At 69.1% G+C, this 7661-nt stretch carries 9 protein-coding genes; 4 read left to right on the top strand and 5 right to left on the bottom strand.

The window, feature by feature from the left end:
* Both JF597_RS52440 and JF597_RS52435 read right to left on the bottom strand, forming a co-directional pair.
* Positions 1-375 (bottom strand): dihydrofolate reductase family protein (locus tag JF597_RS52440; RefSeq protein WP_294013981.1); only part of this gene is annotated, 375 nt, incomplete at its 3' end.
* A 140-nt stretch (positions 376-515) separates the two neighbouring features.
* The gene (locus JF597_RS52435) at positions 516-1364 is read right to left on the bottom strand and encodes a class I SAM-dependent methyltransferase (protein WP_294013979.1); all 849 of its coding nucleotides are present in this window, start codon (positions 1362-1364) and stop codon (positions 516-518) included.
* A gap of 225 nt (positions 1365-1589) precedes the next feature.
* On the opposite strand from JF597_RS52435, the gene JF597_RS52430 reads away from it, so the two are divergent.
* From JF597_RS52430 to JF597_RS52415, 4 genes are all read left to right on the top strand, one after another.
* Positions 1590-2588, top strand: coding sequence for an RNA polymerase subunit sigma-70 (locus JF597_RS52430; protein WP_294013977.1), 999 nt, complete (start codon positions 1590-1592; stop codon positions 2586-2588).
* A 103-nt stretch (positions 2589-2691) separates the two neighbouring features.
* Positions 2692-4056: a glutamate decarboxylase gene (locus JF597_RS52425; RefSeq protein WP_294013975.1), complete on the top strand. Its 1365-nt coding sequence runs from the start codon at positions 2692-2694 to the stop codon at positions 4054-4056.
* 350 nt (positions 4057-4406) lie between these two features.
* A complete protein-coding gene (locus JF597_RS52420; RefSeq protein WP_294013973.1) occupies positions 4407-4991 on the top strand; it encodes a dihydrofolate reductase family protein in 585 nt (194 codons plus the stop codon).
* Positions 4988-5401 (top strand): VOC family protein, encoded by a 414-nt coding sequence (locus tag JF597_RS52415; protein ID WP_294013971.1) that lies wholly within the window; start codon positions 4988-4990, stop codon positions 5399-5401. Before JF597_RS52420 ends, JF597_RS52415 begins: the two co-directional genes overlap by 4 nt.
* A gap of 75 nt (positions 5402-5476) precedes the next feature.
* Here the strand turns inward: JF597_RS52415 and JF597_RS52410 are convergent, their stop codons facing one another.
* From JF597_RS52410 to JF597_RS52400, 3 genes are all read right to left on the bottom strand, one after another.
* Positions 5477-6121 carry a GAP family protein gene (locus JF597_RS52410; protein ID WP_294013969.1) on the bottom strand — a complete coding sequence of 215 codons (645 nt, stop codon included), beginning with the start codon at positions 6119-6121 and terminating at the stop codon, positions 5477-5479.
* 228 nt (positions 6122-6349) lie between these two features.
* Positions 6350-6742: a VOC family protein gene (locus JF597_RS52405; RefSeq protein ID WP_294013967.1), complete on the bottom strand. Its 393-nt coding sequence runs from the start codon at positions 6740-6742 to the stop codon at positions 6350-6352.
* Positions 6743-6968: 226 nt separating this feature from the next.
* The coding region (locus tag JF597_RS52400) for an SPFH domain-containing protein (RefSeq protein WP_294013965.1) at positions 6969-7661 on the bottom strand (693 nt) is incomplete at its 5' end.

The following is a 7661-nucleotide window of genomic DNA, read 5'->3' as shown; positions in this document are numbered from 1 at the left end:
GCCGCCGTCGGACGCCTTCAGCTTGCCTACGGCATCGACGGTGTCGCCCTCCAGCAGCGTGGAGTTCTGCCACTCGACGGACGTCAGGGTCCGAGACGCCACGTACTTGTGCATGCTGTTCATCCGATCGGTGAACGGGTTCTCGGGATCGGCGGTCGGCCAGTACGACGCGAAGATGTCGTACGTCTTGCGACCGAGCAGCATCGCGTCGGAGTGCTCGTACCAACCGGCGATGGCCGTGCCGACCTCGTCGTCGGCCACCGGCTTCTGCCAGCCGCCGTGCTCGAAGCCGCTCTCAGCGTCCTCGTCCGGGCCTCCCGGCGCCTGCATGACGCCGTCCAGTGTCAGGAACGTGCAAACGATGATCTTGCGCATGGTGCGCTCCCTTCGTCGAGGGGTAGACGGCACGACCGCCGGAAACTCATCGCTGGAAGGCAAGGGCGGCGATGTGCCCGTGGCCGCTCCACTCAGCGGGTCCTTTTGGAATCGATCGTCCAGGGAATCGGAAGGCGGCGCTACCGGCGGACCGCCGAGATCAGTCCGCCCGGCCGCTCCTCGCGCTGCGGCGGGGTGTTGATCGGGCGGCCGTAGGCGGCAGCGCGCTCGCGCACGGTGTGGGTGTCGGCCTCCCAGCCGTGCCCTGCCAGCCAGCCCACCGGGTCGTCGGGCATCTCCGAGACCCACATGGACGCCGCCGATCCCGGCACCGCGTCCGCGGCGAAGCGCTCGATCACGCCGCGCGAGCCCAACGTCAGCCCCATCCGGCTGCCTGGCGCGGACTGCGCGCTGATCCGGGCAAGCAGCAGCTCCACCGCGTCCTCGGGCAGATAGATCAGTAGTCCTTCGGCGATCCACGCGGTCGGCAAGGCCGGGTCGTGCCCTGCGGCGGCCAGCGCGCCCGGCCAGTCCGCACGCAGATCCGCCGCGACGGTGATCCGCTCGCAGCGTGCGACTGCTCGCTCCTGGCGCAGCACCGAAGCCTTGAAGTCCAGGGGCGCGGCGGTGTCGACCTCGAACAGCCGGGTGCCCTCGGGCCAGTCCATCCGGAAGGCCCGACTGTCCATGCCGGCGCCGAGCAGCACTACCTGCCGGACCCCGGACGCGGAGGCCTGCTGCAACAGGTCGTCGAGGAACTTCGTCCTGATGACGATGGAGAACGACACGGCCAGCCGGCGGCGTTGCGCGGCCTCGTCATCGGGCGGCGGCGAGTCGGGCCACAGACCGCCGGCGGTGGCGAAAGCCTGTGCCAGGGGATCGCGGAACAGCGCGTTCTCCCGCTCGGTCTCCAGCGCCCGCACCCTGGCAACCCCAACTGCCGTGGCCCACACTCCCGACGGCTGCACCCGCTCCTGCTCATCAGTCACGGCGCCACCCTAGGCGATCGATTCCGAGGGGACGGATCAGGTGCATGATCCGCTGCCGCGGCGAACGCGCCGTCGCCACCCACTAGACCTGGCATCCTGGCCAGGCCGCGTTGCCGCCCCTCCCGGACGACCGCGATGGTGCAGGCCATTCTCGCCAGTGATGAGTTTTCGCGCCCGTACCCGTCACACCTACGACGGGACACGACGAGGCGTAAGGGTGACGTGATGAGTGCGGACACGCGGCTGGAGGAGCTGGACGTGAGCGGGCTGGGTGAGGTCGACGAGCCGGCGTTCTCCGGGCTGGTCGAGCGGCACCGGCGGGAGCTGCACGTGCACTGCTACCGGATGCTCGGGTCGTTCGAGGACGCCGAGGACACCGTGCAGGAAACGTTCCTCCGTGCCTGGCGACGGCGGGAGACCTTCGAGGGGCGGTCGACGTTCCGGGCCTGGCTGTACCGGATCGCGACCAACGCCTGCCTGGACCTGCTCGCCAAGTGCCGCCCGGAGCCGGCGACCGGCGGCGAGGTGCTGTGGCTGCAGCCCTACCCGGACCGGCTGCTCGACGAGGTGCCCGCGGGCGGCGCGGACGAGCCGGAGACCGTCGCCGTCGCCCGGGAGACGATCGAGCTGGCGTACCTGGTCGCGGTCCAGCACCTCGCGCCGCGCCCGCGGGCCGTGCTGATCCTGCGGGACGTGCTCGGCTGGCCGGCCAAGGACGTCGCGGAGTGCCTCGGTGACTCCGTCAACTCCGTGAACAGCGCGCTGCAGCGGGCCCGCGCCGGCATGCGGGAGCATCTGCCCGCCGAGCGGCAGGACTGGACCGGCGGAGAGGAGGACCGAGAAACGCGCGAGCTGGTGCGCCGCTTCACCGACGCGAGCGTGGCCAAGGATGTCGACGCTCTCGCTGCCATGCTGCGGGACGACGTCCGCAGCTCGATGCCGCCCACCCCGGGCCTGTACGTCGGTCGCGACACGGTGGTGAACAACTGGGTCGAGGACGGGTTCGCGGACCTGGGGCGCCTGCGCTGTGTCCTCACCTCGGTGAACCGGCAGCCCGCCCTCGCCTTCTACCTCTGGCGTGAGCAGGAGGGCGGGTACCTGCCGCTGACGATCGACGTCCTGCGCATCACCGACGGGGCGATCACCGAGATCGTCATCTTCCACGACGACCGGTTCCTGCGGCTCGGGCTGCCGGAGCGCCTGCCGGCCGACGGCATGAAGTAGTCCCCTTGAGATGACGGCACCGCCGTCGCCGTCAGCCGACGCGCGGTGCCCTCCTGGTGTGTCCCTCGCCTTCGGAACGCTCCGGCGCTGTTTGAATCGCTGCATGACCAAGCGCGACGATGCACTACTTTTCGGTAACCGATTCCTGACCGCGCCCGCTCCCTCGGACACCTTCCCCGAGGAAGGCATGGCTGCGTCGGACGCCATGAGGCTCGTGGACGTGGATCTCGCCATGGAGGGTGACCCACAGCGCAACCTCGCCACATTCGTCACCACCTGGATGGAGCCGGAGGCGCAACGGCTGATCGCCGAGAACCTCCACCGCAACTTCATCGACCATGCCGAGTACCCCATCTCCGCCGAGATCGAGCAGCGTTGCGTGCGGATGCTCGCCGACCTCTTCCACGCGCCTGGCCCCACGACCGGATGCCGGACCCAGGGCTCGTCCGAGGCGATCATGCTCGGCGCGCTGTCGCTGAAGTGGAAGTGGCGGGAGCGCCGCCAGGCGGCGAACCTGTCCACCGACCGCCCCAACCTGGTCTTCGGCGGAGACGTCCACGTCGTATGGGAGAAGTTCTGCCGCTACTTCGACGTCGAGCCGCGAATCGTGCCGCTTGCCGAGGGCAAGTACACGATCGGCCCCGAGGACGTGGAGCCCCACCTCAACGAGAACACGATCGGCGTCGTCGCCGTCCTCGGCACCACCTTCACCGGCCACAAGGACGATGTCGTCGGGATCGACAAGCTCCTGCGGGACGTCCGCGAAAAGCGGGACCTCGACATCCCGATCCACGTCGACGGCGCCAGCGGCGCATTCGTGTGGCCCTTCCTCTACCCGGACTCGAAATGGGACTTCCGGCTCGAGCAGGTCCGTTCGATCAACGTCTCGGGACACAAGTACGGCCTCGTCTACCCCGGCATCGGATGGCTGGTCTTCCGCGAGGAGTCCGACCTGGCCAAGGACCTCGTGTTCTACGAGAACTACCTGGGCAAGACCGACGCGACGTTCACGCTGAACTTCTCCACCGGTGCGTCGATGGTGCTCGCGCAGTACTACAACTTCGTGCGGCTCGGCCGCCAGGGCTACACCTACGTCATGAAGATCATGCAGGAGAACTCCCGCGCGTTGGCGGACAACCTGCGCGACAGTGGCCGCTTCGAAGTGATCGGGAGCGACCTCGAGCAGCTACCGCTGGTTGCTTTCCGTCTCGCCGGCAAGCATGCGTACGACGAGTCCGACATCGCCTGGCAGCTCTCGGCCGAGCGGGGCTGGATGGTGCCGGCATACACGCTCCCGCCCAACGCGGAGCGGGTGAAGATCCTGCGCGCCCTGGTCAAGGAGACTCTGAGCCGCGAGCAGATCGACCGGCTGAGCCAGGACATCGCCGACGCGTGTCGCACGCTGGACGACAAGGGCGCGGCCCACGGGATCGAACGGGCCCAGGTCAAACGCGGCACCGGCTACTGACGCACGGCGACGGAGCAGGACTTTCGGACGACCGGCCATCGGCGACCCGTCCGGCTCCAGCGCCGGCGTTCTGGACTCCCGCACCCCACCTCGCCCACCTCGTCTGTGCCGGAGCCTGCTTCGAGCGCGGCCGCGTCATCGAACACCCCGCGTGCCAGGCAGCTTGAACGACCTCCTCTCATCCCCAGATCTGCACTGCGACTCCCCGCGCCGGCCCCCAGGCAACAGGGCCGGCGCGTCAGGCCGATGAGTTCGCCGGTTGCCTGAGGTCTTCCTCGTGACATGCGCGCCCCGTCGGCAGACCAGGAAGCGGTGGGTCCCGGTGTCATCGAGGAGAGATGGAGGCAGGGATGCACAATCCGATTCGGCTGTACATGTCCATGTCGCTCGACGGCTATATCGCCGGGCCGGACGATCGGCCAGGTCAGGAGCTCGGACGAAACGGCGGACGGCTGTTCAACTGGCTCGACGACCGGAAGTCCGACGGTCCCAGCGGACAGATCTACCGCGAGGCGCTGGCGACCGGCGCGGTGATTTCCGGTCGCCGGACCTTCGAACTCGCGGGGCGCTGGCAGGGCGACCATCACGACGGCGTGCCGATCTTCGTCCTCACCCACCATGTTGACGACGGGGACGTGCCACCCGGCCACGCGCGATTCGTCACCGACGTCGAGGACTGCGCCCGCCAGGCTCGCGCCGCCGCAGGGGACCGGCCGGTCATGGTCCATGGGGCCGGTGCGGCCCAAGCCCTTCTCCGAGCCGGGCAGATGGACGAGATGGAGGTCCACCTGGTGCAGGTCCTCCTCGGGGACGGCCGACGACTCTTCGACCACCTCGGTGGTGAGCACATCGAACTCGACCTCGTTCGACGGCTCGAGGACCGAGACGTCACGCACCTGCGCTACCAGGTGCGCCGACCCGGGGAGGCCGGGTGAAGACGCTCTTCGTCGCCTACCGCGTCACCGATCTGGACCGCTCGCTGGGTTTCTACACCGCCTTGGGCTACGTCGAGTTGGGCAGGGTCGAGACCGGCGAGGGGGGTCGCCTCGTGATCCTCAGGTTCCCCGGCGAACCGGCGGCCTCGCTCGAACTGGTCCACCGTCCCGCGGACGGACGTGTCGACGTGGGCAGCGGAGTCGACCACCTCGCGATCCAGGTGGACGCGCTGGCAGTGACCCTGAAGACGCTGGCCGAAGCCGGCCTGGAGCCGGAGCCCGTCCAGTATCCGGGCGGCCCCGACGGTCCGAAGACGTCGTGGCTCACCGACCCGGACGGCTACCGGATCGAGCTGGTGGAGTGGCCGTTCGGACATCCCGACGGCATCACCGAAGCCGACTTCTCCTGAGGTGGTCACAGTGAGCGGGGTGGGGGCTACGGCCCACCGCACCGCGATGGAACCTGGTGACTCGGGCCGTACTTGTCAGGCGACCAGCTCGGCGATGCTCCGGGCTGTCAGCCACAGTCCGAGCAGCAGGGCGAACATGACGACCAGCCGCTCCTGATGCTGCGCGAGCCACTCCCGCAGGGCGCTCAACCGGGCGTTCGCGACGGCGGGCGCCCAGACCACGTACATCTCCATGGCGATAAGGCTGAGGGTGGCCAGCAGGCAGTAGCCGGCCAACGCGAGCCAGTCGGCCAGCGTGGAGAGGTTCGCGTCGACGGCGGTCGCGGCTCCGGCGCCGACCAGTGCCCAGGGCTGCAGCAGCCATGCCAGGCCGGCTGCCGTGGCCGGGGAGGCGTTGTCGACCCGGGCGGCCCAGCGGGGCGGACCGTGCGGGCGGGGCGGCCGGAAGTGCCGGTGTACGCCGTACAGCACCAGTGCCAGGCCGATGGCGAGTTTCGCATAGCCGGCGGCGGTCGAGGGCGCGCTGTGACGGGCCGGAGGCTGACCGCCGGTCAGCAACACCACGCAAGCGATCACCGCGATCATGTTGGCCAGCCACGACAACAAGAACGCCAGGCCCTGGCGAACACCGTGCCGTGAGGAGAGCAGCAGCATGAAGGCGCTGTTGTGCAAAGGCCCCAGGGTGACGGCCGTAGCGATCACAACCAGGTCGAGGACCATCGGATCAGCCGCTCCTGGGTATCAGGGCCGTGTGCCACCTATCGACGGACGGACCGGTCGGCAGCTTGAGGCAGTGCCGCTGCGGTGCCGCTTCCCGACTGTGCAGGCGGAGGTCCGGCTGGTCAAGCAGGCCACGCCCGCATGGCGGCACCCAAGGCCGAGCACTTCTGCGTCGGCATCGCCGCAGCCCACATCGGCTACCGTGGGCTCACCGCCTGACCCGGCCTTTCAGGCGTTCGGGCCGGCGCCTACGAAGAGGCAGAACGGGTGGCCCGCCGGGTCGAACAGCACGCGTACATCGTCCTGGGGCTGGAAGTCCGTCACCGTCGCTCCGAGGGCAAGAGCTTGCTCGACGGCTGCTGACAGATCGTTCACCTCGATGTCCAGATGCATCATCATCTGCTGTTCGGACCGTACGGAAGGCCACCGCGGTCGGGTGAAGAGTGGCTCTGTCTGGAACGACAGCCCTGGACCGCCATCGGGCGGACCGATCTCCACCCAGGCGGGTTCCAGCTTCCGCACCGACCATCCGAGCAGACCCTGATAGAACTGCGCCAACTCGTGGGCGTCCGGTGCGTCAAGTGTCGTCGCGGCCAGCGTGAAACGCGGTTGCGGCTTCATCCCCTGCTGCTGCCCCGTTTCGCTGCTGCAAGGCCGGCGGAACGTTCCCGACCGGAGCGGCCGACTTCTATTCGGAGGAGCGGCCCGTGCACCCGGTGACTTGGACGGACGGCTTCTGGATGGATGCCCATCCGGTCGCCGTCGCCGAGCTCCCGGAGGCTCGTGAAGGCCACCGGCTACAGCACAAGGGCCCGCAGGCTCGTCGGCCGGTGATCGTCACCCACCGTCAGCGAGGCCGGGTGGACGGCAGGCCATCAGGAATGGCGCGGTCGGCCTCGGCCGCGTCGGCGAGGGCCGCGGCGGCGGCTTCCGCGGCCTGCGCCGCGTCGTCAGCGGCCCGCTCAGCGCTGTCGTCCGAGGGTTTCTCGCGGGTGGCCGGGGACTGGGGCAGCACCTCGGTGAAGGCGCGGGACACGCCCTGGAGCGCGGAGGTGATCTCGCTGGGAATCACCCAGAAGTTGTTCCCCGAGCCCTGCGCCAGTTGGGGCAGGGTCTGCAGGTACTGGTAGGCCAGGAGTTTGGGGTCGGGGTCGTTGCGATGCACGGCCTGGAAGACCTCGTCGATGGCCCGGGACTGACCCTCGGCCTGGAGGATCGCAGCGGTACGGTTACCCTCCGCGCGCAGGACGGCCGCCTGCTTGTCGCCTTCGGCGGTGAGGATCTGCGATTGGCGCTGTCCCTCGGCCCCGAGAATCGCGGCCCGCTTGTCCCGCTCGGCCCGCATCTGCTTCTGCATCGCGTCCTTGATGGACTGCGGCGGATCGATGGCCTTGATCTCCACCCGGTTGACCCTCAGACCCCACTTGCCGGTGGCCTCGTCCAGTACGCCGCGGAGCTGGCTGTTGATGGTGTCCCGTGAGGTGAGCGTCTTTTCCAGGTCCATGGATCCCACGACATTGCGCAGGGTGGTCACGGTGAG

The sequence above is a fragment of the Streptomyces sp. genome (assembly GCF_019510245.1).
GTDB lineage: Bacteria > Actinomycetota > Actinomycetes > Streptomycetales > Streptomycetaceae > Streptomyces.
This window is presented reverse-complemented; position numbering and strand designations above follow the sequence as displayed.